2 protein-coding genes (both cut by a window edge) are annotated in these 2,500 nt (G+C 48.8%); both read left to right on the top strand.

Translation table 11 applies throughout. From position 1 onward, the window contains the following. Positions 1–547, top strand: partial view of a 30S ribosomal protein S7 gene (locus QC759_RS00565; RefSeq protein ID WP_048073080.1) — the 3' portion only. 17 nt of this gene lie to the left of the window's left edge; only the last 547 of its 564 coding nucleotides appear in the window; its start codon lies beyond the left edge, outside the window; its stop codon occupies positions 545–547. A gap of 35 nt (positions 548–582) precedes the next feature. Then, positions 583–2,500, top strand: partial view of an elongation factor EF-2 gene (locus tag QC759_RS00560; RefSeq protein ID WP_048073081.1) — the 5' portion only. Its footprint extends 275 nt past the window's final position; only the first 1,918 of its 2,193 coding nucleotides appear in the window; the start codon lies at positions 583–585; its stop codon lies beyond the right edge, outside the window.

Genomic DNA, 2,500 nt, shown 5'->3' with positions numbered 1-2,500 from the left:
TGACAGTTGGGAACTGGAAGAAGTCAAGGTAGAAGACCTGGGACTGGTCAACTACATCTGCTTGGACGAAATAATGGTCCCCCATACCATGGGAAGACACGTTAAACGACAGTTCGCCAAATCAAGAGTATCTATTGTGGAAAGATTAATGAACAAGATCATGAGGACCGAAAGGAACTCAGGAAAGAAAAACAAAGCATATAACATAGTGAAGGAAGCATTCACAGTTATAAACCAGCGTACCAAGGAAAATCCAGTACAAATACTGGTTAAAGCCGTGGAAAACTCCGCACCCCGAGAAGAAACCACCCGTATAAAATACGGGGGAATAGGTTACCAGGTGGCAGTGGACATAGCACCACAGCGCAGGGTGGACCTGGCCATAGGTTTCATAACCCGAGGAGCACTACAATCCGCGTTCAAGAGGAAAAAATCCGCTGGAGAATGCCTGGCAGAAGAACTATTACTGGCCGCCGAAGCAGATACCAGAAGCTTTGCCGTTGGTAAGAAGGAGGAAAAAGAACGAGTGGCCAGATCAGCCCACTAAGGTTGATCACCAACTCATTTTAACGGGTGAATTGTATGAGCAGACGAGACAAGATGATCAGTAAGATCAAAGACCTGATGTACGAACCGGACTACATCCGGAACATCGGTATCGTAGCCCACATCGACCACGGGAAAACCACCCTATCCGACAACCTTCTGGCCGGAGCAGGTATGATCTCCTCAGAACTGGCTGGAGACCAGCGTTTCCTGGACTTCGACGAACAGGAACAGGCCAGAGGAATCACCATCGATGCAGCAAACGTGTCCATGGTTCACAAATACAAGGATGAAGACTATCTAATCAACCTTATAGATACACCCGGTCACGTGGACTTCGGGGGAGACGTAACCCGTGCCATGAGAGCAGTGGACGGAGCAGTGGTCGTGGTATGTGCAGTGGAAGGAATCATGCCCCAGACCGAGACCGTACTCCGACAAGCCCTCAAGGAAAATGTACGACCAGTACTTTTCATAAACAAGGTGGACCGATTAATCAACGAACTCAAACTGGATTCCCAGGAACTCCAGCAGAGATTCGTCAAGATCATTGCCAGTGCCAACAAGCTAATCAGCAACATGGCCCCGGAAGAACTCAAAAAAGAATGGCTGGTTAAAGTGGAAGACGGAAGCGTAGCCTTCGGATCCGCCTACCACAACTGGGCCATAAACGTGGACATCATGCAGAAAACCGGGATAAACTTCAACGACATCCTGGATTACTGTAACAATGAAAAACAGAAAGAACTAGCCCAGAAAGTACCACTATCCGACGTACTCCTGGGAATGGTAGTGGAACACCTACCCAGCCCTAACGTGTCCCAGCCTTACAGGGTACCCAGCATCTGGTCTGGAGACATTGAAAGTCCCGAAGGCCAGGGTATGCTTAAAACCGATCCTGACGGACCACTAGCAGTTATGGTAACTGACGTAAGTATAGACAAACACGCCGGTGAAATAGCCACCGGACGAGTATACGGTGGAACCCTGGAGAAAGGAACCGAAATATTCATGGTGGGAAGCCATGGAAAAGCACGAACCCAGCAAGTAGGGGTATACTTCGGACCAGAGAGAGTAAACACTGACCGGGTACCAGCTGGAAACATCGTGGCCATCACTGGAGCAAGAAACGCCGTGGCCGGGGAAACCATCTGTGATATCGACCGAAAAATTGATGCCTTCGAAGGTTTAGAACACATCTCCGAGCCAGTGGTGACTGTGGCTGTGGAAGCCAAAAACACCAAGGACCTACCCAAACTCATTGAAGTACTGCGTCAGGTTGGTAAGGAAGACCCTACCGTCAAAATGCAGATCAACGAGGAAACCGGTGAACACCTGGTGGCTGGTATGGGAGAACTCCACCTGGAAATCATTGCCTACCGTATCAATGAGAAAGGTGTGGAAATCGAAACATCCGAACCCATCGTGGTATACCGGGAAACCATTGCCGGAACTGCCGGACCAGTGGAAGGAAAATCACCCAACAAACACAACCGTTTCTACATAGAAATCGAACCACTGGACGAAGCAGTTTACCAGGCCATAGTTGATGGAGAAATCAAAGAAGGCAGAGTTAAAGGTAAAGACCTCGTTGCCAAGTTCCAGGAATACGGACTACCCAAAGAACAGGCCCGAAAAGTATGGGATGTCTATGACAAGAGCATCTTCGTCAACATGACCCGTGGTATCCAGTACCTGGACGAGATCAAAGAACTATTACTGGAAGGTTTCGAAAGTGCCATGGACGATGGGCCCATAGCCAAGGAAAGGGTAATGGGAATCAAAATCAAACTCATGGATGCCAAAATACACGAAGACGCCGTGCACCGAGGACCAGCACAGGTCCTGCCCGCCATAAGAAAGGCAGTCTACGGTGCTATAATGATGGCTGAACCAGCACTACTGGAACCAATCCAAAAGGTATTTATCAACACACCACAAGACTATATGGGAG

It is taken from the genome of Methanobacterium formicicum (assembly GCF_029848115.1).
Lineage (GTDB): Archaea > Methanobacteriota > Methanobacteria > Methanobacteriales > Methanobacteriaceae > Methanobacterium > Methanobacterium formicicum.
The sequence above is the reverse complement of the archived record's forward strand: the minus strand, read 5'-3'. Positions and strand labels throughout refer to the sequence as shown.